The sequence below is a fragment of the Chryseobacterium sp. SIMBA_038 genome (assembly GCF_046535115.1).
Classification (GTDB): Bacteria; Bacteroidota; Bacteroidia; order Flavobacteriales; family Weeksellaceae; genus Chryseobacterium.
In genome coordinates this window covers 99,541-124,328 of sequence record NZ_JAWRXH010000003.1, presented here as the reverse complement: position 1 = coordinate 124,328, position 24,788 = coordinate 99,541, and the positions used below count along the sequence as shown (strand labels likewise).

Here is a 24,788-nt window from a genome sequence, read left to right as displayed (position 1 = left end):
TTATTACTCTTTAAAATATTTTAACATTTTTTCTGCTATATATTCCCAGTCAAATTCTTTGATATCCATATAGCCTCTTTCTACTTTTTTTACTTTATCTGGGTCCGTAAGTGCTTCTTGAACTACTTCAGAAATTGCATAAGCATCTTTTATAGGTATTATCCATGAATTATCTTTATTGGAAGGATAATAACCTGTAGTAATTACCTGTATTTTACAAGCCATTGCTTCAATAACAGGATAATGTATTGCTTCAAGTTGTACTGTTCCTGCACTAATGTAGATATTTAAAGAATTGTAATAGTTGGCCAATTCATTATCTCCATCAGGAGCGATCACAGTGATACCTTCAATTTCTTCTAAGTGTTTTTCACCAAAAGCAACATGCAGTTCAATTTTCTCGCCATATAGTTTTCTTAGTTCTTTAAATGCCTCTACAATATAAAAAGTACCTTTATATGCCTCAACTCTTCCTATTGTTCCTAATATAATTTTCGAATTATCTTTATTTTTAAAAGAAGGTTTAAATATACTAAGATCTAATCCCGGAAAAACAACTCTATGTGTTTTAATTTCCTTGTAGTCTTGGTACATTGAAGCATTAACAATAATATTTAATCCTAATTGATATGATTTTCTGCTTATTGTTTTTAAAATAAAATCTTTAAAATTCTTATGGTAAAAATACTCTGGCTCATACGCCTGAACATAATAAAACTTCTTTGCTTTGATAATTGATTTTTTTACAGGAGAAGCCGTAAAAGAATGATTGGCTAAAACCACATCTGCATCTAGTTGATCCAAGGCCTTTCTTAATGCCCTTCTTAAAATAAATAAGCTTAAAAACGGTTCCTTTTTTTTATTATCAGAATGATCCGATACATTTCCCGAATTATCATAATATAAAATTTTTGCATAAGTAGGAAAATAGGCTCCTTCAGAACCTATATAAGATAAAAAAGTAACATCATGACCTTTATCTATAAAGTGATTTGCCAGTTGCGATAAAACTCTATAACCTCCTGATTTACCAAAAGTTCCTATAAGAGGAATTAAAATCTTCATTTGTTTTTACTTTTAAATCTTTCTACTTTGCTTTTAATAAATATAGAAATATCCATCTTATTATTCATTTTTTTATATGAATAAAATATTGAAAACAATCCCAATATTATTGTATTTCCATATTTAATATAAATATTATTGATAAATAAAACGTTTAAAAGCCCTAATCCTAATATCAGCGTAGAGACCAATAAAATATTACGATATTCCTTTTGCAATACAAAATGATATTTATTTCTTGTTAATACATTAATACTTATAAAGTATACAATATACAATATAAGAACTCCCCAAGCAATTCCGTTAATACCTCCGAAATAATATCCTAAAGTATGTCCTAATAAAATAAGCACACTATTAAGTATACCTTCAAATAAAAAGAAAACCTTTTTATCACCTTTGGCAAAAGAAATATATCCTATAGGATATGATGCTGCTTTAAAAAGCATTGCTAAAGACATGATACCAATAAATGTCGAAATTGCTAAAAACTTTTCACTCAATAAAATTGATATAAGTAAAGGAGCAAAAGATATAAGGGCCAGTAATATTGGACAAACAATTATTAGCAAAATTTCCCCTTGGTTATTGACTAAATCATTTACCTTATCCCTATCATTTGAAATTGCAGATAATTTCGGAAAATAATCTGCAGCCATTGCTGTAAATACTACTCCTATATATTGGGTTGTTATTCCGTTACCCGCAGAAAACAAGCCTAAATCATTTAAAGAACCAAATTTAACAATAAAAATATTAATTAAGTAAGTTATCAATGTACCTATAAAAGACGATATCATCATGACCAATCCAAGCTTTACCATATCACTTCCTTCATTCCAAATTTCACGAACAGGAATTTTAATCCTTTTTATTTTACTTTTTCTTACCAAAAAATAAGAAAAGAGAAAAGATAATAAAGCACTTAGGACTATAGAATAAATTATGGCTCCCTGTTTGAAAAAATAAAACAAAGGGACGCTAATAACAACACCTATTAAGGCACTTAAAAAAGATGATCGTGCCATCTCTTTAAGCTTTCTACTTCCCTGGAGAAAAGCATTATTCCCATTGTACAATATGGTAAAAAGTACTCCCAGAGATAAAATGGCAATCTCTATTTTACGTGAATCAGAATCAAATGAGGCCAAACTAATATATTTAGCTCCAACTAACGTAATTATTAATCCAAAAAAAGCACATAATATTGTCCAATAATTAAATACATTATATGTTCGCTCAATTTTTTGATGGTCATTTTCTTCAAATGATAATGAAATGCTTCTTACTGCACTAAAGTTTAGACCTAAATATGCAAAAAGTGCAATTAGAGTAAGAATATTATTAAAAATAGAAAATTGTCCTACTCCATTTACCCCAATAAACATTGCAACAGCCTTAACTTTTATCAAGTTGATGAGTATCAAAAAGACCTGTACACCTCCAAATATAGAGATGGATTTAAGGATTTGTTTAGATGATTCTTTTTGAGATTTCATTTATTTTTTAATTACATTTACAAATAAATGATAGAACTTCAGAGCATTGTAGTTTTGCTGAACAAATATTTTAATTAAATTTTGTTTTGTGGATTTTAGAACCACACTCTTAAATTTATATTTGTTATCGTTATAGATTTCTTTTAACTTATTTTCAGTTATTTTAAAATCATGATCTGTCAGAGCCTTTCTATTTTTATAAAATATAGAAGTAATTCTGAATATTTCATGATAAAATGTCTCCCAAATTTTGACAATATCAGAATGATCATTTCCCGCATTATTTTTAACAAATCTTTCAAGCATTTCCACCGTCATAAAAGAATCCAATAATTTAGGATTCCATTTCTTTGTTATCGAATTTGGATTATTTTGTCTGTAATAAAAATTTTCTTCAGTAAAAACAACTTTATTGCTATAGAAATATAATAATCTGGTAGTATATTCATCACTATTTATTCCAAAATCGAAAAACTTATAGTCAAAATGTGACAGCAAGTTTGTTCTCCATAGTACAAATCCTGTAATTTCCCAATTTAATGACAAAGAAAATGCTTCTCTTCCTGATAAAACTTTTGAATAATTATTATTGAGACCAAAAATCCCTGAACTTTTATCCTCTCCCGGATAGTAGAATATTGTATTAGGAACTACTGCATCTGCATTTGTTTCCTTTAACTTTAAATAATTAATTTCTAATAATTTTTCACTAAAAAGGTCATCCTGAGAACTATACATGAAATATTCTCCACGCACATACTGCAATCCAAAATTAATTGATTTAGCAGCTGTTCCACCATTCGATTTAGTAAAAACCCTTATAAAATCGTATTTTTCGGCATATTCATTGAGGATTTTCAGACTATTATCTGTGGAGTTATCATCAATGCAAATTACCTCAAACTTTTTAAAAGTTTGCTGCACCAATGAATCGAGTGTTTCCTTTAAAAAAGGCGCTCCATTATATACAGGCATTAATATGGAAATTGCAATATCCATATTATTAAAAATTATTAATTATTCGTATAATTTCATTCACATCCTTATCAATCATCACCGGTGAAATAGGAAGACTTAGCACTTCCTGATGAATCTTTTCGCTGATTGGAAGCAACATATCATTCCATTGCCTATAAGCCTCCTGTTTGTGGGGTGGAATTGGATAATGAATCAATGTCTGAACACCATTTTCAGTAAGATAAGCCTGAAGAGCATCTCTGTTTTCGGCTCTTATAATGAAAACATGCCATACATGTTCTTTTTCATTTTCAGGATTTTCCGGAAGAATAATTTTCGGATTTGAAATTTCGTTGATATACCGTTTGGCGATATTTCGTCTAACGCTGTTCTCTTCGTCAATATATTTTAATTTAACATCCAAAACTGCTGCCTGAATTTCATCCAGTCGCGAATTTAAACCCTGATAAATGTTGACATATTTTTTATTGGAACCATAATTCGCTAAAGCTCTTATTGTTTTAGCCAATTCTTCATCATTGGTTGTTACTGCTCCAGCATCACCTAAAGCACCCAAGTTTTTCCCGGGATAAAAACTGAAACCTGCTGCATCGCCCAGATTTCCTGATTTTTTACCGTTCCATTCTGCTCCGATTGTTTGAGCATTATCTTCAATAATTTTTAGACTATATTTTTGAGCTAATTGTTGTAGTTCTTCTGAAAAAATGATTCTTCCATACAAATGAACAATTAAAATACCTTTTGTTTTTGAAGTTATTTTTTCTTCAATTTTTGAAATATCAATATTATAATTGTCAATATCAGGTTCTACCAAAATAGGAACCAGACCATTGTCTGAAATGGCAAGAATAGATGCAATATACGTATTGGAAGGAACGACAATTTCGTCACCTGTGCTCATGATGCCCAATTCAACATATGCTCTTAGAATAAGTCGCAATGCATCCAGACCATTAGCTACACCAATAGAATGTTTAGCTCCGATATAATTATTAAAGTTTTGTTCAAAATTGGTAAGTTGATCTCCCATCAAATACCATCCGGAACGAAAAACTTCCAGAAGTTTTGCTTCAATTTCTTCTTGATATTGTAAATTGATTTTCTGTAAATCTAAGAATTTGATCATAAGTGTTTAAATATATAATATTTCTCCTTTTTCGTTAATAGTTCCCTTTTGCCTCGCTGGATTTCCAAACCAAACCGTATTGGCGGGAACATCTTTTGTAACTACGCTTCCTGCTCCGATTAAAGCATTCATTCCAACGGTATTTCCTGCAACAATAGTAGTATTTGCTCCTATGGAAGCTCCTCTTTCTATTAAAGTTTTACTGAACTCTACAGGGTACTGCTTAGAACGCGGAATCAAATCATTAGTAAAAGTAACATTCGGCCCAATGAATACATTATCTTCCAATGTAACTCCATCCCAGATCTGAACACCGGGTTTTATGGTAACATTGTCTCCGATAATAACATTATTTTCAATAAAAACCTGACAATTAATATTGCAGTTTTTACCAATTTTAGCGCCTTTTAAAACTACACAAAATTGCCAGATCATGGTATCCTCACCAATATTATCGGTTTGTACATCTGCTAAATTGTGAATTCTATTTCCCATGTTGTATTTTTAAATAGGTTTCATAATCTCTTACATAATCAGATTCATTATATGTATGTGAGGCTAGAACCAAACAAATAGCTCCTGAAGAAAAATTAACTTCGGAAGCCCAAATTCCTGGGGGAATGTGTAGTCCTAAATCTGGACGGTTTAAAAGAACTTGTCTTTTGAATTTCCCATCGTCTAATGAAACTTCAAAACTGCCGCTAGCAGCAATAAGAAATTGGTGGCATTCTTTGTGAGAATGTGCGCCCCGACTTTCTCCGCCAGCAATATCGTATAAATAAAATATTCTTTTTATATTAAAAGGAAAGGAAGAATTATTTTCAACTACCGTAAGGTTTCCTTCATCAAAATTGATTTTGCCTAGATTAATTACACTACAATCAAATACTGAAAGATTATTTTTCATTCAAAAGCTTTTTAAATTCTTCAAAATCTCTTATGTAATCATGCTCATTATAAGATTTGTCTGATACAATAAGCGCTAATGAATTGGTAGAAAAATTTTCAAGTCTTCGCCAATACATTTTTGGAATGTACAACCCATAATAAGATCTGTTTAATGAAAATCTTTGTTCTTTATCTCCATTATGGATCACCACATCAAAGCTTCCTGAAAGAGCAATAATGAATTCCTGCTGTTCTTTGAATGCATGGCTTCCTCTCATTTCTCCACCCGGCACATCATAAATCCAATATGTTCTTTTGATCTCAAAAGGTATTTGATTTGGATGTTCGAAGAATGATAAATTACCACGTTTATCTAAAATCTTTGGGAGGTTGATTAATCTTGCTTCCATTAAAATAATTTAACTATTAAAATTTACAACCTAGCATCTACTAAACTTCTATCTAAACATGCTTTTGCATCGAAGACTACAGCATTATCTTTTTTTAATTTACTTAAATCCATCTGAAGAAATTCATTATGAGAAACAGCAACAATAAGAGAATCATACTTCTTCCCTTCAATTAAAGTATCCAGAATTTCAACTCCATATTCATGGTGAACTTCTTCTTTACTTGCCCATGGATCATAAATATCAACATTTACTCCATAATCTACAAGTTCATTATATATATCAACCACTTTTGTATTTCTTACATCTGGGCAGTTTTCTTTAAATGTAACTCCAAGAATGAGCGATTTCGACCCTTTGATAACTCCTCCTTTTGCAATAAGAAGTTTTACAACCTTAGAGGCAATGAATTTTGCAATAGAATCATTAACACGGCGTCCCGATAAAATTACATCAGGATGATATCCTAATTGTTCTGCTTTATGCGCCAAATAATATGGGTCTACGGAAATACAATGACCTCCGACTAAACCTGGTTTATATTTCAGAAAATTATATTTTGTTCCTGCTGCATCTAGAACATCACTTGTATCAATACCAATTCTATCAAATATCAAAGCTAATTCATTTACAAAAGAGATATTAACATCTCTTTGTGCATTTTCAATTGCTTTAGAAGCTTCTGCTACTTTAATGCTTGGTGCTTTATGCGTTCCCGCTTTAATAATTTTTTTATATAAATCATTTACCTCTTCTGCTATTTCCTCTGTAGAGCCAGAAGTTACCTTTTTAACATTAGTAAGTGTATTTATTTTATCACCCGGATTAATTCTTTCTGGAGAATATCCTACAAAGAAATCTTCGTTGAATTTTAATCCTGATTCTTTCTCTAAAACAGGAACACATTCTTCTTCTGTACAGCCAGGAAAAACAGTAGATTCATATATTACAATATCTCCTTTCTTAATAATTTCTCCTAACATTTTTGAAGCAGAAATTAATGGGTTTAAGTCCGGTGCATTATACTTATCAATAGGTGTGGGAACGGTTACTATAAATATATTGGATTGAGTAATATCAGCTAATTGGCTCGTAGCCTTATACCCGATATCACCATTTGATTCTCTGTATTTATTTAAGCAATTATTAAGCTTATCTATTTCGGCTTCAAGAGTTATATCTAAACCACTATTAAGCTGGTCGACTCTTTGTGAGTTGATATCAAAACCAAGAACAGGATAATGTGTAGAAAACTCCAATGCTAGTGGCAGTCCTACATATCCTTGTCCAATAATAGCAATTTTATAAGATTTCATTAATTGAATAAATTTTTAATTTTTTGTAATAAGCTTTTCTCTTCTACATTATTATATCCATATCCATATTTATTGCTATAACCTAAGTTTTCTCTACTTACATCATTTAATACAAATCCTACATTTTTAATTTTTTCTTGATCAATATTATTATTAGCAAATTCCATCAATGCCTTTTCAGTATATCTTGATCTTGAAACATATATTGTAATATCTGATAGGCTCGATATTAAGAAGGTATCGGTAACCAATAATAATGGAGCTGTATCTAGAATGATATAGTCATACTTTTCTTTAAGGTCTTTTAATAATATTTCATATCTACCATTTGATAACAATTCAGTAGGATTGGGAGGAATCATTCCAGAGTAAATTACATCCAAATGAGGGTTAAAAGATGAAACATGAATAATATCTTGAATCGTTGTTTGATCTGAGTATAGATATTCGGTAAGTCCTATTAAACCTTTTCTTGCAGGATTATAACGTTGAAGCTGTGGATTTCTAATATCCGAACCAATAATGATTGCCTTTTTCTTAGGATTAGCTAATGTTAATGCTAAATTAACCGATGTAAAAGTTTTCCCTTCTCCTTTTACAGTGGAAGTAACAAAAATAACTTTTCCTTTGTCACTAATTTTAGTAAGCATAAAGTTCATATTGGTAATAAGAATTCTAAATGCCTCAGCCATTGGTGTAATATCATTCATTCTAACAATATCTGAATCGCCTTTTTCTAAACTTGGTAATTCAGCTATTACTGGAGCATGTATTAATTTTTCTAAATCATGCTTAGTAATTAATTTATTATTAAAAAGTTCTGATAAATATATAATCAATAGAGGAATAAGTAATCCTATAACCAATGAAAGCATTAAAATCATGCTGCGTTTAGGAGCAACAGGAACATTTGATGCGTATGCAGCATCTATTACTCTTGCTTTAGGAGCTGTAATAGACTGTGCTATTGCGGTCTCTTCCCTCTTTTGCAATAATAAAAGGTAAAGGTTTTCTTTTATCTGTTGTTGTCTTTCAATACCCCTAAACAACTTTTCAATAGATGGTAGCTTCGATATTTTATTTGAAACCTTATTTTGTTCTCCTAAATATTCATTCTTCGCTAGCTCGAGCCCAGCCTTATTTCGTTGTAGACTTTGTACTATTGATGAACGCATAGTTCCTATCTGTCTTGTAATATCAACTACAGCAGGGTTTTCTGTTGTTGCTGATTCTAATAATCTGTTTCTTTGTAAAACTAATTGATTATAGGAAGTAATACCGGCAAGAGCATCTTGATTATTTAAGCCCACATTATACGGTAATGTTTGAAATTGACCTTGATTTGCTACAAATCTTACTAATTCATTTGTTAATTCTAATTGCGCATCAACATCCAACTGTTTTGCTCTAGCAGCTGAAGAACTTTCCAGATCAATCTTAACTTCAGTCTCTAAATCAGTAAGGTTATTTTTAGACTTAAAATTCTCCTTTTGATTTTCTACTTGTCCTAACTCTATGGTAAGTTTCTTTATTCTATCCTCAATAAAGTCTAAAGTCTTCTTAGATTCTAAATTTTTATCTACAATTGCATCATTATTATACGCAACAATTAAAGAATTTAAAACATCTTCGGCTTTCACAACCTGTGGATATTTCATTTCCAGTTTAACTACAGTCGCATCCTTATTAACCAAGTTAACATCTAAATTTCCTTGTAGACTGGTTACTTTTGATTCAAGAGATGAAATATATAATTCTAAATCATCTGTTTTTATATTTTTTGCCGACTGAAAATTATATTTCTTATTTTTAATTATAATTATATTCGCAAAAGGAAGATTAATCGTTTTACCAAATCCTGTAACAATTTCTTTGTCAGATTTTCCAGATTTTATGATTAATTTTTCTCCTTCAATTTTTAGTTTTAAAACATTAACTTCCGAAGGAGAATATTTTTTCTCATTAATAATTTTAACTTCTATGGGTGAAGACTCCTTATATAGCTCTATATTTTTTATTCTATCTTTTGCAATTATGTTAGTTTGAAGATTTTGATTAACAACGACCTCTCTCATTAATCTTTTTGATCTTAAAAGCTCTATTTCGTTTGCTATGCTATTCGTTTTCAGACCTCCAAAACCTGATAAATCAGGTAAAACACCTAAATCATTAGGGCTTACTTGTGAAGATGAATTTTTGGCATCCTTAATAAGTATAGTTGTTTGAACATTGTATATAGAAGTCATAAATTTCAAAGCTATGAATCCTATTACCAATGCAATTGTAGCACTAATAATAAACCATCCCCATCTTCGAATATAAGGTTTAACTATTTCTTTAATATCTATATTATTAAATTTTTTTTCTTCTTGCAGTTGCGGAGAATATTGATTGTCCATTAATTTTCTTATTTCTTAAATAAACTTACCACTACTGCGACTGCTGTAATGGCTATAGATGCTGCTGTTAGATAAAGTCCGGTATTTGGATTCTGTTTAGCCGCAAGGTCTCTTGTATTACTGGCTGAAACGATGATCGCATCTCCTTGTTTTAAATTATAGTATGGTGAATTAATTAGATTAGCATCTTGTAAATTAACTTTACCATGTGTGATAGTGCCATTTTCTGTTCTTATTACGAGTACATCATTTCTTTTGCCATACATCGTTAAATCACCAGCAAGTCCTAAAGCATTTAAGATTGTTGCCTGTCCGCTTGTTATTGTATAATCTCCCTGTCTATTTACTTCACCTAACACTGTAATTTTAAAATTAGCAAGTCTCAAACTTATCGTAGGACTGATGATGTATTTTGTCATTTTATTATAAAGTTCATCTTTAAATTCAACTAAAGACTTACCCGTAGTATTAATTTTTCCTAAAATAGGAAAATCAATATTTCCATTTGTATCTACAATATATGTTGGACCCGAAAGGGTAGTTGAACCCTGATTAGGATTATTTCCTCCGGCTAAAGCATTTGTCTGAATTATTTCTGATGAAGAATAATTCTGATTAAATGGTTTTACAACATCCATATCTTTAGCAGTAATTAGGATAATCAATTGATCTCCTATCTGTATTGTAGAATTTGAATTTTTAGCTGATGCTTCCGTTGCTACCTGCTCTATATTTTGCATATAGTTCAGATCATTCTTTTTTTTCGGATTAGTTTTACATCCAACTAATAAAACCAAAAAAAATATGGCCAATATTTTACCCTTCATATTTTAAAATTGTGCAAATATACATTTATATTTTTTCTATTTATCTAATACCTCATAAACAGAATTGTTACTCCTGAATTCGGGAACAATTGTTTTCAAAATCCTTACTACATCTACTTTATCCCTCTTTATGGACGCCCTTGTAATGGAGTTCACTAATGCTTCTATATCTGAGAACTCCATTGTCGGATCTTTCGAAATCATAATTTTATTATTATGAGTAGGAAGTGTTTTTGCATTATCACTTAATAGCTCTTCGTATAGCTTTTCCCCAGGTCTTAAACCTGTATAAATTATTTTTATATCAATATTTGGTTCAAAACCAGATAATTTTATCATTCTTTTGGCCAGATCCAATATTTTCACTGGTTCTCCCATATCAAATACAAAAATTTCACTTCCTTGTCCCATTGTTCCTGCCTGCAAAACGAGCTCACAAGCTTCAGGAATGGTCATAAAATATCTTACAATATCCGGATGGGTAATGGTAACAGGGCCTCCTACTTCAATCTGTCTTTTAAAATGTGGAATAACAGATCCATTTGATCCTAAAACATTTCCAAATCTTGTGGTAATAAATTTGGTCACATTACCTTCAACATTCTGTAATGACTGTACAAACAGTTCTGATGCCCTTTTAGAAGCCCCCATCACATTGGTAGGATTAACAGCCTTATCTGTTGAAACCATCACAAATCTGTTCACTTTATATTTACTTGATAAAGTCGAAACATTTTTTGAACCTAAAATATTAACTAATATAGCTTCATGAGGATTTTCTTCAACTAAAGGAACATGTTTATAAGCAGCAGCATGATAAACCATTGAAAAATTATACATCTGGAATAACGGCTCAATTCTATGTTTGTTTGAAACATCCGCAAGAACAAATTTGAATCTGATGTGAGGGAATTTTTCCTTCATTTCCAATTCAATATCGTATAACGGTGTTTCAGCTTGATCTAACACTACGATTAAAGATGGGTTAAATTGTGCCACCTGCCTTACAATTTCACTACCTATAGAGCCTGCTCCACCTGTTACTAATATATTTTTATTGTAATGTCTACTTTTAACCTCTTCATTTTCTATTTTTATAGGCTTTCTATTTAATAAATCTTCAATCTGAAGATTTCTGATGGAAACTCCTAAGTCATTTTCTCTAAGCTTTTGTACAGATGGTGCTTTGAAAATATTTAAGTCTTTTTCTAAAAATAAATTAACCCAAGAGTTCATTTCATCTTTAGACATCATTTCTTTAACGATAATTACCCCGTCTATAATAAGATCTTCTTTAGAATTTTCTTCAATTCTTTTCTTTTCGTAAATAGGCTTTCCTAATAATGATGCTCTTTTAGAATCTGTTCTCTGAGTAAGAAACCCAACTACATGATAAGGCAAACTAGGATTGTCTAAAATAGCTCTTGCAATGGCAATAGACTGTTCATCAATCCCCAATACCAAAATTCTTTTCTTTAGCGCACTTCTTCTGTATTCTCGCACGATATGAAAAAATTCTTTTACATACAATCTGAAAAGAAATAACCCCATAAAGGATATGATAAAATAAAGAATAAGATAAGGTGTAAGAATGAATTTCTCACCTGTTGTCCAGAAATAGATCATATTGATCGTTCCTATAATGAACATAGTACAGAAGCACGAAATCAATAATTTGAATAGATCAATAAAAGTTGAATGCCTTATAATCCCGGCGTAGGTTTTAAAAAAATACATGAGTATAACATTCACCGAGATAATGGAAACAAAAACAATGTTTTCATTATCATGATAAATAAATTCTTTTATACTGATTTTTTCAATGATGTAGGTTGAAAGAAATAAGGATATGACCAGAATAATAATGTCTATTACAAGTATTATCCATCTGGGAAGGTATCTTACATCTGAGAGATTGACAACATTATCTCCTGCAAACATTTTATTTCTAAGAGAATTGTACATTGTCGTTATTTGTGTTCATATTTAATAAGGTATAAAACCTGATATTCATTATTAATAGTTATATCAATCTTGCAAAATTAAAATAAAATTTCATCTATGCTTACTATTTAAAAAATAAATTTAAATTTTAGTATTTTTGAAAATCTCAATAATCCTTTTTCTACAAGTATCAATAAGGTTAGTTCATGATGGCAAGCACAAACCATTGGCAAAAATTATACCAGAAAACATATCCTAAAGAATTTGCATTTCTGATAAAGTAGATGCAAATATATCTAATTCCATAATTACTTGGTTTTTATATTATTTTGAAAAAAGTATCTTATATTTTCTTTTGATAAAAATCTTTCATCTTTCATAATTATATTTAACCAAAAAGTTGAAATAAAAAATATTGAGTTCGAAAAACAGATTTATCCAATCAATTTCCTTAAGAGTTTCTTGATAAAAATCATGGTTTTCTACTTTTAATACATTCTGTTATCTAGAATTTTAAGGTATAATCAAATAGTTTTATTTTTTTTCAATTATTTAATCAAAAATATCATTTATTTTTTCATATTCAAAACCTTTGCCCATCAAATATTTAATAGTCTTTGATTTTCTTTGATATTCCTTTAAGCCTGTTTGTTTAGAATAATAATCTTCAAACATTTTTTTTAATGCTTTTTCATAATCTGGTTCATAAATTTCATCAAAACAGCTATTTATTAGTTTTTCAGAAATCTGTTTTTGCTTCAGATTAATTTTAATCTTATTTCTCCCCCAATGTTTTATGTAAAACTTTCCACGGATGTAACTTCGGGTAAATCTTTCTTCATTTAAATAGTTTTCTTTTAAAAGATAAAGGATTATTTCATCTTTAGCTTCTTCAATTAACATAAATTCTCGCATTTTCTGCTCTACTTCTGCATGACAACGATCCTGATAAACACAATAGTTTACCAATTTCAGCTTAATTTCATCAAAAGTGAAAGATTTCTTTTCCATAGCTATAAAAAAAGAATGAGCATAAGCCCATTCTTCATATTTTAAATTCGGTAAATATTAGTAGTTAAATAACGCTTTACCTTCCATTAATTCATTCACTTTTTTTCTTACAGAAGTAAGAACCTCTTCATTTTTAATATTATCAACCACTTCAGAGATTAATTCCGAAATCGTTTCCATATCATTTTCTTTCAATCCTCTTGTTGTGATCGCAGCCGTTCCCAATCTGATTCCAGAAGTTGTGAATGGTGACTTATCATCAAAAGGAACCATATTTTTATTACACGTAATATCAGCTTTTACAAGCGCTTTTTCAGTTTCTTTACCGTTTACGCCTTTATTTCTAAGATCTACCAACATTAAGTGATTGTCTGTTCCTCCACTTACGATATCAAAACCTCTGCTTACCATTGCTTTTGCTAAAGCCTGAGCATTAGATTTAACCTGCTTAGCATATGTTTCAAACTGAACATCCAACGCTTCACCGAAAGCGATTGCTTTACCAGCAATAACGTGCTCTAATGGACCACCTTGAATTCCCGGGAAAACAGCTCCATCCAATACTTGGCTCATCATTTTAGTTTCTCCTTTTGGAGTTTTGTGACCGTATGTGTTTTCAAAATCTTTACCCATCATGATCATTCCACCTCTTGGACCTCTTAATGTCTTGTGAGTAGTAGTTGTTACCACGTGGCAATGTGCGAATGGAGAATTTAATAATCCTTTTGCAACCAATCCTGCTGGGTGAGCAATATCTGCCCAAAGTGTAGCTCCGATCTCGTCTGCAACCTCTCTGAATTTAGCATAATCTAAATCTCTTGAATACGCAGAGAAACCAGCGATCAACATTTTTGGTCTTTCTCTAAGAGCAACTTCTCTCATTTGATCATAATCGATCAAACCAGTTTCCTGCTGAACTCCGTAAGAAACTACATTATATTGAATTCCTGAGAAATTAACCGCAGAACCGTGAGTAAGGTGACCTCCCATTGAAAGATCCATTCCCATGATTTTGTCTCCAGGTTTCAAAACTGCCAAGTAAATTGCTGCATTAGCCTGAGAACCAGAGTGCGGCTGAACATTTACATAATCAACTCCGAAAAGCTCTTTCGCTCTATCGATCGCCAATGTTTCAACCTCATCTACTACTTCACATCCTCCGTAATATCTTTTACCCGGATATCCTTCTGCATATTTATTAGTCAATACGCTTCCCATTGCTTTCATTACATTTTCAGAAACAAAGTTTTCTGATGCAATCAACTCTAATCCATGGGATTGTCTTTGTCTTTCTTTTTCAATAAGGTCGAAAATAATGTCCATTTACTTTTAGATTTTGAAATTTTTCACCCCAAATATACGGATTTTTAGGCTAGATTTCAGTATCCTCATTTATGATTTTTGGACTAAAAATCTAATCATAATCAATAAATCCCTGTTCAGCTTACATTATCACTAATAAACTTCCGGCAATAATTTTTTATCTGTAACCGAACATCTCTAAATTGTTGCTTGACCACTTCTTCAGTACCGACCGCTTTTGCGGGATCCGGAAAGTTATAATGAAACTTTTCAGCTTTATTAGGAAAATACGGGCAATTTTCTTTGGCATTATCGCAAACCGTAATCACAAAATCAAAGTTTATATTTTGGTATTCATTAATATGATTTGAAGTGTGATCTGAAATATCAATCCCATCTTCTGCCATTGTTTCGATCGCCTTTGAATTAACACCGTGAGTTTCAATTCCTGCGCTGTAAACTTCTGCTTTATTTTCTGCAAAATATCTTAAATATCCTTCTGCGATCTGGCTTCTGCAACTATTTCCCGTACAAAGTACCAATATTTTCTTTTTCATATCTAAACAAATAACCATATTATATTAATTGCACAAAACTTAGGATCAAATCCAAAAATGAGCTGTAAAACAATAATTGAAAACGTTATAATGATTGCTTTTTTATACTTAATCAATTTTTGTTTCATAATCAGCAACATCCTGAATTCGGAGAGCAAGAATTACTCTTATCACCTTTCAATTCGCTCAGATTTATTTTTTGTTTTTCCTGAGGAATTCCGCAAGCGTCCTGAGCTAAACAAGCGGTTACTTTATTTTTAAGGATAAAATTCTTTCCATTAAAATCAAGATCATACTTTCCAATCGTTGTGTCTTGATATTCCACTTCAATTTCAAAATTTCCGATTCCTAATTTTTCTTCTGAAAGTGTAATAATATGCAAAAGCTTTCCCGGTTTCAGGCGATGTTCAAAATCATCAGCATTCCAAAGTTGGAAATTCACTCTTTCTTCTTTTCTCATGGTACCACCACAATCTATAAAGTTTTTGGTAACCATTCCGATTTCTGTGACATGGAAATGTTCAGGGACAAACTTTCCATTTTCTAATTGAAATTCTACGTTTTCTAATGATGGTAGAATATTTTTAATTTGTTCTAAAGTCATTTTTTCTTTATTTTAAATTGTCACATTGCAATATTACGATATACTTGGTCAAAAATTTTTTAACAGCAGTTTTGCTTTTTTACTGTGGAAATAATATTCGAGAAATAGGTATTTAAAACCTCGAAAGCTTTATCATCGATGCAATAGCAAATTTTGTTTCCTTCAATATTACCTTTGATCAAACCTGCGTTTTTAAGCTCTTTTAAGTGTTGAGAAACTGTTGGCTGGGCAAGCGGTAATTCATTGACGATATCTCCACAGATACATTCATTCACTTTCAATAAATGTTCTATGATTGCTATTCTGGCAGGATGTCCCAAAGCTTTTGCAATGGTAGCGATCTGGTTTTGCTGTTCTGTAAAAAAGTCTGTTTTAGTTGCACCCATTTTTATAAATAATTTTATATCGCAATATTACGATAATAAATAAAACCATGAAAGATTTTTTCTACATTTAACAAAAAATCCTTGCTGAAATAACAACAAGGATTCAAAAAATATAATATAATTAAAACTGTTCATCCACTAATTCTTTATTCACCATTGCTCCGGCAAAATTTCCTTGAGCAATGGCATTTGAAACCGAACGCATCATCGTTACATTATCTCCGCAGGCATAAACACCATAAATATTTGTTTTTTGAAAAGGATCAACTTTAATAAATCCATGTTCGGTCATTTCACAGCCAAGATCTTCTGATACATTGATATTTTGTTGAAATGGGATTTTTGCATACAACGCTTTCAATGAAAATTCTTGTCCATTCTTGAAAGTTAATTTTTGAATTTGTCCGTTTTTATGGATTACTTCTTCAATTTCGTTTTCATTGATATTGATGTTTTTCTCTTTTAATTTTTGAGTCTGATCTTCACTTAAGCTTGATTTTCCGTTTGTGAATAATGTTAAGTCTTTTGTCCAGTTCAGGATCATTTTTGAAAATTCAAAAGCTATATCTCCGTTGGCAAAAATTCCGGTAGTTTCATTCTTAACTTCATATCCATGACAATATGGACAATGCAAAACAGAAATTCCCCAACATTCAGCAAATCCGGGAATATTGGGTTGAATATCTTTTATACCTGTCCCAATAATGAGTTTTTTAGCAGAAAATTTTTCTCCTTGTTCAGTTTCTACTTCAAAACCAATATCAAGCCTAGCGATTTTCACCACTACTCCATCATGAAATTTTACCGTATCATATTTTTCTACCTGTTCTCTTGCAATCGTGCTTATTTCTTTTGGAGTTTTCCCGTCCTGAGTCAGAAAATTATGAGAATGTGGAGTTTGTCTGTTACAAGGTTTTCCGCTATCAATGAGCAAAACATTTCTCAAAGATCTGCCTAAAGCCATTCCCGCTGAAAGTCCGGAATAGCTTCCTCCAATAATAATTACGTCAAAGTTTTTCATATTGCTTGTTTCTTGTTGCAAATGTAAAACAAATTTTCATTAATGCGACTTTATCGCAATAATATTTTATATATTTGTATATGCTTAAGAGAAATACAAAAACAAAACAGCTGATCCTGGATTCTTTAAAGAATTCAAAATCAGCGATTAGTCAGGATATTTTATTAAAAGAATTGGGAGATGAAGTAGACAGAGCTACGATTTACAGAGTTTTAAACAGCTTCTGTGATGATGGAATTGTGCATAAAATTCTAAGCGACGATGGGAAATATTATTTTGCTTTCTGCGTCAACTGTTCAGAAAAGGCACATCAACATAATCATTTCCATTTCAGATGTTTAAGTTGTGGGAAGATCGAATGTATTCCCAATGAAATTGAAGTGAAATTACCGACTGGTTATCAATCTGTAAATTTTAATGGATTTATTTCGGGATATTGTGCAGGTTGTTCTTAATTAATTGTTAATGCTAATTCAAATCAAATTTTTGAAATTTCATTTCACTTTTAACATTCAATATTTTTTCGTTCCAATAGTTAATTCTCTCCATCTTATCAGGATATTCTGCCTCACTTTTACCTTGATAATAAGTAATAGAATCCTGATATTCTTTCAAAGCTTTTTGTAAGTATACTTCGTAATCTTTTGGATTTTGAGGAATGTAACCTATCCCGTCACAACCACAAGTATGAAAACGCTTTCCTAATTTAAAAAGTCCTTCTACAATTTTCCATTCTTTAACTGCAGTTTTCTTTGGAGCTTTAAAATCTCTACCTAGATCAGCCATTAAGTTTCCACATTCGGGACATTTTATATCTCTATTTTTTATTTCATGTACTAATTCAGCTAATTTATTTCTTTCTGATTTTGTAAAAACCTGACCTACTTTTCGTATAGATTTTCCATTAAGCTCATGATATACTTTATCCTTTTTTATTCGTAATAAAATATCATCTGAATCAGCTTGCTTAAATGATTTTCTACATTTAAAACAAACGTAATGACATTTATATGTTTTTCCTGCGTATCGACACATTACTTTTATTTTTATGAATAGTTCAAAATTATAAAATCAGTTTCATTAAAACATTCTCAATTGAAATTAATTATCTTTTAAGCAATAAAATGTAGAGATTTCTTCATTCCTCGGAATGACTGTTTTCATATAAACAAAAAAAATCCCGAAAAAAATTTCGGGACTTCAGATAAAATGTATCTAGTTAGTTTATTATTTCTTGCCTTTCTTTTCTTTAAGCTCTTCTTTATCTTTATCAGACGGGTTCCAAACTTTTATTTCAGAGTCTTTTGTAATATTTGATCCTGGAAGAATCTGAACGTTGATTCCGTCACTAGCTCCTAATTTCACGTATACTTTTTTGAATGTTCCGTTAGCTTGTTTTACCTCAACAAAAGGAACGTCTTTACCATTTTTCTTTTCATACTGAACCAATGATTCATCCAATAACAAAGCATTTTTCTGAGAACTTAAAACAATTTCACCGTTGGCAGAGAATCCAGCTCTGATGTAGTCATTATTAGGATTCTGAACATCACCTTCAACAGGGAATTTTATCGTTCCGTTGGTGTCTTTTCCTTTTGGAGCGATCATCGTCAGCGTTCCAGGGAACGTTTTGTTCTGTAAAGCTCCAATCACGATTTTCATATCCATTCCTTGCTTTAATTTTCCAGCCTGAGCTTCATCAATTTCCCCTTGGAAGATCAAAGCGCTAAGATCAGCAATAGAACAAATCGTTGTTCCTGCATTGAATGAGTTAGCTTCAATTACCTGACTTCCCACTTTCACAGGAACTTCAAGAACTGTTCCTGCAGCTTTAGAACGAATCTGAGTCGTTGCAAAACCTTGTAATTCTGGAGTAGCACCTGTTTTTACAATTTGTAATCTTTTTTGAGCCGTTACTAATTGTTGGTTAGCGTTTTTAAGATTCTGCTGTTGTGTATATAATTGTTGTTGAGAATTAAGATATTCCTGTTTAGAAATAACGCCTTGTTTAAATAATCTCTCCTGCATTGCAAACTGCTTTTGCATATTCTCAACATTCATTTTAGAGTTACTGATCTGAAGCTGAGAATTTTGAACCTCCTGCTGTGCATTATTAACATCACTCACACTCGGAATAATTCTTACCGTTGCAATTAACTGTCCAGCAGTTACTTTATCACCTTCATCCACTAAAATTTTGTCGATGATTCCGGCGATATTCGGCTTGATCTCAATTTCTTCTTTTGGAACAATTTTTCCTGTTGCCATCACTTTATCATCCATATTCTGAATGGTTGGTTTACGGGTAAGGAAAGCTTCACTTTCTTTAGAATTCGACTTTACAAGGTAGCCAATCCCTGAGAATAATGCCACTGCAAATAAAAGCCCCAAGAATATATAAATGGCTTTTTTCCAAGTGAATTTCTTTTTCATATATCTAGTTTATTTTTTAATATTGAATTAATTTATCTTTATCTAATTGTTTATGCTTTTCAAGCTTCTCAAATGCCTGATCTAAATTTTCCGGTTTATTAATAAAAAGGATAACGATCATTCTGTTTTTAGCATCAAAAAAACTTATATTACTGATTGTGTTATCATATTTTATTTTCTGAATTTCTGGAAATGCCTTTTTCAATTCTTCCAGATTCTCTTTTTGATTTTTATCTAATAATATGATAAAAGAAGAATCATCTTCCAATAATCTATGACTTTGCGAAACATCCTTCAGCGGGCTTGAAACATGCACACTATTGGCACTAAAATATTTAAAAAAATTATCAAAAATATAATTGCCTTCCAACTGATCCGCATACAGGTTTAATGTATTAAAATTAGGACCATATTCGTAAATCGAGTTGGGAAATGTCTTCTCAAAACTTTTAATTATTTCATCAACAAAATTCTTATCAATTGGTTTATTTTGTTCCAAATATTTTTCTGTTAAAGGATAAATTACTTTTGCAAAAAGATTAATGGTAGCTTTATTATACCATTCTCCTTTATCTAAATTTCCTTTATTTAAAATTTTATATCCATACCCGTTTCCTAATGCTGTAGCCATTGCTTCATTAAAATAAGAGTAAGCCAGTTTTGAATATCTTGATTTATTTTCTGTAAAATATTTTTCTAATTCTGCCTGAACTTCTTTGCTCTGCTCATTGTATAAAATATGACACATTTCGTGTAGTGTTACACCCAAAGTCCCGATTGTATCATTTGAATCTGTCATACTTCCTACACACAAAGCATTTCCATGAGGTGTAGCCGTAGTATTTCCTTGCTTTCCTGGGATTGGATATAGGGTAACATAAAACGGAACCTGCACATCCCAAGATGACTTATAAAAATGATTAAACTTTAAAAATAATTCTGAGCTAATATCATTGTGTTTCTTAAGTTCAATGATCTGTTTTTTTATTTTAGCTTCACTTTCATTCCATACAAACTGTCTGAAATACGGTTGTGCTTTTTTCAATGAATTATAAATTTTCATCTGCTCATTAATTGGCAAAATCCCAGTTATTCTTTCATTAAAATCTTCAAGATCTTTAGACTTTAAAGTAGTTACCACAAGCAATGTCAAATAACTTTTTCTATAATTTCGTCCTGCAGGATAATCTTGTCTTGAGATACTTTCATTATAATCAATAGACTTGAAATCCTGAACCAACTTTTGAAAATCTTTATTATCTGCTAACTTTTCAGTAATAAATTTTCTGTAGGTTGATGATGTCCCGGGCATTTTTGCTGCGGTCTCCATAAAATTAAAAAGACTGTATACTTCACTTTCTTTAAAGATAAAGAACTCATTGCGCTGTCCCGAAACAGAGCCAAAAAAGAAGATTATTATAATTAAAAAAAGTCTTTTCATCTTTAAATTACTCTGATCTTAATGCTTCAATAGGTCTAATTTTCACCGCTCTCTGTGCAGGAATCATCCCGATAATTAATCCTAAAATTACCATTACCGCCATTGCTCCAAATACGTTTGCATAGTTTACTGTTGGATTATAGAATGGAAATTCATCCTGACCCTGAGTCGCCATATTCAAAATAATCAAAACAAAAATCCCGAATATAAAACCTAGTATTCCTGAAGACAGCGTAATAACAACACTTTCAAGCAAAATCTGGTTTCTTACTTCCGAAGGTTTCGCCCCTAAAGCTCTTCTGATCCCTATTTCTTTTGTTCTTTCTTTCACCGTAATTAATAGGATGTTTGAAATCGCAATTACCCCAGCAAGAATCGTTAAAGCACCTACAATTATGGTTAATAACTGCATTCCGGTTAAGAAACCTGTTAGTTTTTTAAATTCTTTTCCAAGGTTGAAACTTCCAAAAGCGTTTGTATCTTCCGGTGAAACTTTATTTTTAGCCTTTAAAGCCAGTTTTACCTGTTCCTCCACCTCATTTACGTTTGCGTTAGGCTTACTAACAATCGCAAACATATCGATATTGTCTCCTGCATTGTACATTTTCGTGTAGGTAGAAAGTGGAATAAAAACGGTTTGGTCATTCTCAAATCCACCCCCTTTTTTCACTCTGAAAACTCCAATTACATTAAAGAATATCCCTTTAACATTGATTGATTTTCCGATTGGGTTTTCATTCTTTTTAGAATCGAAAAAGTTCTTGTAAACCTCTTCTCCAATTACTACTACATTTTTATTTCCTGAAACGTCTGCATCATTGATATATCTTCCAAAAATCAGTTTCTTTTCAGAGATCTTATTTCCTATCGGATAATCTCCGGTAAGAGAATAAGTCGCATTTTTTCCGTTTCTTGACATTGATTCCCCAGGTGTTCCGGTAAAACTTCCTCTTGCATTTTGTGGAGAGATATAATCAATTTCCGAGATTTTATTTTTAAGCATCTGGATATCCGGAAGATTAAGATGTACCTGTCTTCCTTTCGGGAAACCTTCATAAGGGATATTCGTGTTTTGCGCCCAAAGGAAAATAGAATTCGTCGCAAATCCTGAGAACACTTTATCAAAGCCGTTCTCCATTCCTTTTGCTGCTCCCAGCAGACTCACGTATAGAAACATCCCCCATCCCACACCAATCATGGTAAGGAATGTTCGAAGCTTATTATTCTTCAACGAATAATAAATTTCCTGCCAAGTATCCTTTTTAAATAAGATGTTCATTTTTTACTATCAATATTTTACTTTGTAAAAGTGAATTCACTTCGTTTGTCAATTGTGAAGATAAAATTCACCATTGACTATTTACAATTACCTATTCTGTTCTTAACGCTTCAATCGGTCTGATTCTCGAAGCTCTGTATGCCGGAACAAATCCTGCAATTAATCCTGAAAAAACAAGAGCGATAAATGCCATGATGATCGTTCCCCAGCCAACACTTGGGCTTTTTATGAAATATTCTTCAAGGCTGTCTCCGATTAAATGTAAAGCCAATACACCGATGCCGACTCCTACAAATCCTGAAACTACAGTAATCACCACACTTTCCTGAACAATCAAAGCAACAATACTTCTTGGTTTTGCTCCAATCGCTTTTCGTACTCCGATTTCTTTGGTTCTTTCTTTTACGATGTACACCATGATGTTACTGATTCCAATAATTCCTGCCAGCAAAGTTCCCAATCCGATAAATGTTACAATAGCGGTAATTACTGCCATGAAAGTGAATGTATCACTCATATTCTTAGCATTATTCCTTACACGAACTCCATTTTCGTCATCAGGGGAAACATTTTTTCTAGCTTTTAATCTATCTTGTAGTTCATCCCCATATTTTATAGCTTCCTGAGGAGATAATTTGTCATTATAAGCAATAAATACTGTACTCACGGTATCTGAGCCTTTTTTCATTTGTTGCAGCGTAGTGATAGGCACCGAAATATGCCTTTCATCCCAGTCACCTCCGTCATCAGAAAATACGCCGATTACTTTAAACATGGTTCCATTGATATCAAGATCTTTTCCTACAGGACTTCCATTTTTAATTAAATCCCTTTGAACCATTCTACCAATTACCGCTACATTTTGTTTTCTGGCTAAATCTGCAGAATTAAGATATCGGCCTTCAAGCATTTTACGGTTTTCGATATATTTTTCTTCTGCATCTGTTCCGTTTATCTGATAAGTTCCACTCTCTTTCCCGTATTTCACCAATAAACTTGATTGATATCTTGGAGTAGCTTCTCCTACTTTTTCTTTATCAGAATTAACCAAAAAATCATAGTCATCATTATTCATTGTCACCGTTCTATCCGACTGTAAACCTTTATAAGCAATAGTCGTTTTCCCTGTAAAAATAGTGATCAGGTTTTGAGCATCTCTTGCGAAACCTTCTGTAAAAGCATTTTGCAATCCTGTACCAATTCCGAAAAGAACAATGAAGATAAATAATCCCAAAGCCACCGTAAATCCCGAAAGCACCGTTCGCAATACATTACTGCGAATAGAACTGAATATTTCCTGCCAACGATCTAAGTCGAACATATATTTTTGGTTTGAAGCGGGAAGACTGAAGCTTGAAGCTCTCCAACTTACCGCATATTTTTTTACTTAATTTTTAGACTTCCTGCCTCCTTCTTCTAACTCCCAGCTACAAAACAATCTGCTTTATAAACTCATCACTTTCAATGATACCGTCTTTTAAAATAACGTTTCTTTTTGTCTGTGCTGCAACGTCTGGTTCGTGGGTTACAACGATGATTGTTTTTCCTTCATTATTTATATCCTGAAGAAGTTTCATAATATCATGTGTTGTTTTGGAATCTAATGCTCCTGTTGGTTCATCGGCCAAAACAATTTTAGGATTGGTGATCAAAGCTCTTGCGATGGCAACTCTTTGTTTCTGTCCTCCGGAAAGTTCGTTAGGAAGGTGATTCGCCCATTGCGCAAGACCTACTTTTTCCAAATATTCCATTGCTTTTTGGTTACGCTCTTTTCTCGGTACATTTTGATAATATAAAGGAAGGGCTACATTATCCAAAGCTGTTTTATATCCAATAAGATTAAAAGATTGAAAAATGAAACCCAGAAATTTACTTCTGTATTCTGCAGCTTTTATTTCAGATAAATGCTCGATCGGTACACTATCCAATTCATAAGTCCCTGAATCTTTTTCATCCAGAATACCAATAATATTAAGGAGTGTAGATTTTCCGGAACCGGAACTTCCCATAATAGAAACAAACTCGCCTTCGGAAATATTAAGATTAATACCCTTGAGAACGTGCAACTTGCTTTTCCCTGTATCGTATGATTTATGTAGATCCTGAATTACTAACATTAAGTGATGTATGTTTTTATATCCTAATAAGTAGAAGTAATTTTCAATTTGTTACAAGAATAAAAATTTATTCAAATAATTTACTGTTTAACTATTTTCTATTTTGTTTATAGGTATTTACGATAAAGTGTTTAACTGTAACTCGGCAATTTTATTTATTTTTGCTGAATAATAGTGTATAAGCC

The 24,788-nt window shown here is 31.6% G+C and carries 24 protein-coding genes; 1 reads left to right on the top strand and 23 read right to left on the bottom strand.

What is annotated here, in order from left to right; genetic code table 11:
• Positions 1-3: 3 nt before the first annotated feature.
• The 17 genes from SB689_RS11475 to SB689_RS11395 form a co-directional block, all read right to left on the bottom strand.
• On the bottom strand, positions 4-1,065 hold the full coding sequence (locus SB689_RS11475; protein WP_410692286.1) for a glycosyltransferase family 4 protein: 1,062 nt from the start codon (positions 1,063-1,065) through the stop codon (positions 4-6).
• Positions 1,062-2,564, bottom strand: a complete 1,503-nt coding sequence (locus SB689_RS11470) for an oligosaccharide flippase family protein (protein WP_410692285.1) — start codon at positions 2,562-2,564, stop codon at positions 1,062-1,064. The genes SB689_RS11475 and SB689_RS11470 overlap by 4 nt, the downstream gene beginning before the upstream one ends.
• On the bottom strand, positions 2,565-3,563 hold the full coding sequence (locus SB689_RS11465) for a glycosyltransferase family 2 protein (RefSeq protein WP_410692283.1): 999 nt from the start codon (positions 3,561-3,563) through the stop codon (positions 2,565-2,567).
• A gap of 4 nt (positions 3,564-3,567) precedes the next feature.
• Complete coding sequence (locus SB689_RS11460) at positions 3,568-4,668, bottom strand: DegT/DnrJ/EryC1/StrS family aminotransferase (protein WP_410692282.1); 1,101 nt, start codon at positions 4,666-4,668, stop codon at positions 3,568-3,570.
• 6 nt (positions 4,669-4,674) lie between these two features.
• Positions 4,675-5,163, bottom strand: a complete 489-nt coding sequence (locus tag SB689_RS11455) for an acyltransferase (protein ID WP_410692281.1) — start codon at positions 5,161-5,163, stop codon at positions 4,675-4,677.
• On the bottom strand, positions 5,153-5,575 hold the full coding sequence (locus SB689_RS11450) for a sugar 3,4-ketoisomerase (protein WP_410692280.1): 423 nt from the start codon (positions 5,573-5,575) through the stop codon (positions 5,153-5,155). Before SB689_RS11450 ends, SB689_RS11455 begins: the two co-directional genes overlap by 11 nt.
• The gene (locus tag SB689_RS11445) at positions 5,565-5,966 is read right to left on the bottom strand and encodes a sugar 3,4-ketoisomerase (protein WP_410692278.1); all 402 of its coding nucleotides are present in this window, start codon (positions 5,964-5,966) and stop codon (positions 5,565-5,567) included. The genes SB689_RS11450 and SB689_RS11445 overlap by 11 nt, the downstream gene beginning before the upstream one ends.
• A gap of 23 nt (positions 5,967-5,989) precedes the next feature.
• Positions 5,990-7,282: a nucleotide sugar dehydrogenase gene (locus SB689_RS11440; RefSeq protein ID WP_410692277.1), complete on the bottom strand. Its 1,293-nt coding sequence runs from the start codon at positions 7,280-7,282 to the stop codon at positions 5,990-5,992.
• Positions 7,282-9,681 (bottom strand): GumC family protein, encoded by a 2,400-nt coding sequence (locus SB689_RS11435; RefSeq protein WP_410692276.1) that lies wholly within the window; start codon positions 9,679-9,681, stop codon positions 7,282-7,284. The genes SB689_RS11440 and SB689_RS11435 overlap by 1 nt, the downstream gene beginning before the upstream one ends.
• Before the next feature lie 8 nt (positions 9,682-9,689).
• Positions 9,690-10,508 (bottom strand): polysaccharide biosynthesis/export family protein, encoded by an 819-nt coding sequence (locus SB689_RS11430; RefSeq protein ID WP_410692275.1) that lies wholly within the window; start codon positions 10,506-10,508, stop codon positions 9,690-9,692.
• 36 nt (positions 10,509-10,544) lie between these two features.
• Positions 10,545-12,473 carry a polysaccharide biosynthesis protein gene (locus SB689_RS11425; protein WP_410692273.1) on the bottom strand — a complete coding sequence of 643 codons (1,929 nt, stop codon included), beginning with the start codon at positions 12,471-12,473 and terminating at the stop codon, positions 10,545-10,547.
• A gap of 531 nt (positions 12,474-13,004) precedes the next feature.
• Positions 13,005-13,463, bottom strand: coding sequence for a regulatory protein RecX (locus SB689_RS11420; protein ID WP_410692272.1), 459 nt, complete (start codon positions 13,461-13,463; stop codon positions 13,005-13,007).
• 57 nt (positions 13,464-13,520) lie between these two features.
• The gene (glyA, locus tag SB689_RS11415; RefSeq protein WP_054510318.1) at positions 13,521-14,786 is read right to left on the bottom strand and encodes a serine hydroxymethyltransferase; all 1,266 of its coding nucleotides are present in this window, start codon (positions 14,784-14,786) and stop codon (positions 13,521-13,523) included.
• 116 nt (positions 14,787-14,902) lie between these two features.
• Entirely contained in the window at positions 14,903-15,322 is a 420-nt protein-coding gene (locus tag SB689_RS11410; RefSeq protein ID WP_410692270.1) for an arsenate reductase ArsC, read from the bottom strand.
• 130 nt (positions 15,323-15,452) lie between these two features.
• Positions 15,453-15,926, bottom strand: a complete 474-nt coding sequence (locus SB689_RS11405; protein WP_410692268.1) for a DUF6428 family protein — start codon at positions 15,924-15,926, stop codon at positions 15,453-15,455.
• Positions 15,927-15,985: 59 nt separating this feature from the next.
• On the bottom strand, positions 15,986-16,312 hold the full coding sequence (locus tag SB689_RS11400) for an ArsR/SmtB family transcription factor (RefSeq protein ID WP_410692267.1): 327 nt from the start codon (positions 16,310-16,312) through the stop codon (positions 15,986-15,988).
• A gap of 121 nt (positions 16,313-16,433) precedes the next feature.
• A complete protein-coding gene (locus SB689_RS11395; protein WP_410692266.1) occupies positions 16,434-17,333 on the bottom strand; it encodes an NAD(P)/FAD-dependent oxidoreductase in 900 nt (299 codons plus the stop codon).
• Between the two features lie 80 nt (positions 17,334-17,413).
• Between SB689_RS11395 and SB689_RS11390 the strand changes: the two genes are divergently transcribed.
• Positions 17,414-17,788: a Fur family transcriptional regulator gene (locus tag SB689_RS11390; RefSeq protein WP_410692264.1), complete on the top strand. Its 375-nt coding sequence runs from the start codon at positions 17,414-17,416 to the stop codon at positions 17,786-17,788.
• A gap of 13 nt (positions 17,789-17,801) precedes the next feature.
• Here SB689_RS11390 and SB689_RS11385 read toward each other — a convergent pair whose 3' ends face one another.
• The 6 genes from SB689_RS11385 to SB689_RS11360 all read right to left on the bottom strand — a co-directional run bounded on the left by SB689_RS11385 (position 17,802) and on the right by SB689_RS11360 (position 24,603).
• Positions 17,802-18,368, bottom strand: a complete 567-nt coding sequence (locus tag SB689_RS11385; protein ID WP_410692263.1) for a hypothetical protein — start codon at positions 18,366-18,368, stop codon at positions 17,802-17,804.
• Positions 18,369-18,560: 192 nt separating this feature from the next.
• The gene (locus SB689_RS11380; RefSeq protein WP_410692262.1) at positions 18,561-19,766 is read right to left on the bottom strand and encodes an efflux RND transporter periplasmic adaptor subunit; all 1,206 of its coding nucleotides are present in this window, start codon (positions 19,764-19,766) and stop codon (positions 18,561-18,563) included.
• 16 nt (positions 19,767-19,782) lie between these two features.
• Positions 19,783-21,096 (bottom strand): hypothetical protein, encoded by a 1,314-nt coding sequence (locus tag SB689_RS11375; RefSeq protein ID WP_410692261.1) that lies wholly within the window; start codon positions 21,094-21,096, stop codon positions 19,783-19,785.
• 118 nt (positions 21,097-21,214) lie between these two features.
• On the bottom strand, positions 21,215-22,486 hold the full coding sequence (locus SB689_RS11370) for an ABC transporter permease (RefSeq protein ID WP_410692260.1): 1,272 nt from the start codon (positions 22,484-22,486) through the stop codon (positions 21,215-21,217).
• A gap of 91 nt (positions 22,487-22,577) precedes the next feature.
• Positions 22,578-23,807: an ABC transporter permease gene (locus tag SB689_RS11365; protein WP_410692259.1), complete on the bottom strand. Its 1,230-nt coding sequence runs from the start codon at positions 23,805-23,807 to the stop codon at positions 22,578-22,580.
• Between the two features lie 106 nt (positions 23,808-23,913).
• The gene (locus SB689_RS11360; protein ID WP_072407967.1) at positions 23,914-24,603 is read right to left on the bottom strand and encodes an ABC transporter ATP-binding protein; all 690 of its coding nucleotides are present in this window, start codon (positions 24,601-24,603) and stop codon (positions 23,914-23,916) included.
• Positions 24,604-24,788: the final 185 nt, after the last annotated feature.